This window comes from Tamlana crocina (assembly GCF_012037625.1).
This window is the reverse complement of the sequence record NZ_JAAVJS010000855.1, coordinates 1-284: the sequence shown is the minus strand read 5'-3', so window position 1 is coordinate 284 and position 284 is coordinate 1. Positions and strand designations below refer to the sequence as shown.

The 284-nt window shown below is 39.4% G+C and carries 1 pseudogene; it reads right to left on the bottom strand.

Annotated elements, in window-relative coordinates:
* Positions 1-260, bottom strand: a pseudogene (locus tag HC176_RS19265) (polyphosphate kinase 1); the annotation flags it as partial.
* Positions 261-284: the final 24 nt, after the last annotated feature.

Sequence of the window (284 nt, the reverse complement as noted above, 5' to 3'; positions counted from 1 at the left end):
AGGGAATCATAGATCTTTTCGGCAAGCAGGCCGTCTATTTCATCATCTATGTAAAGCTCAGCATCTCTGGATAGTTTGATCTCAAAAATTCCGTCGATCTCCTTCTCTGGAAATAGCTGCGGAATATTCACTTTTAGAAGATCATCCAAAAAGGTGATTTTATACTGTTCTTCTTCCATAGAAAATGTAATGAAGCGGCCGCATTCTTCTGTCGGAATATTGACCACTGCAAAATTATCTTCATAGGCAAAGGTGACCATGAAGTACAGCTGATTGTTCTCAAG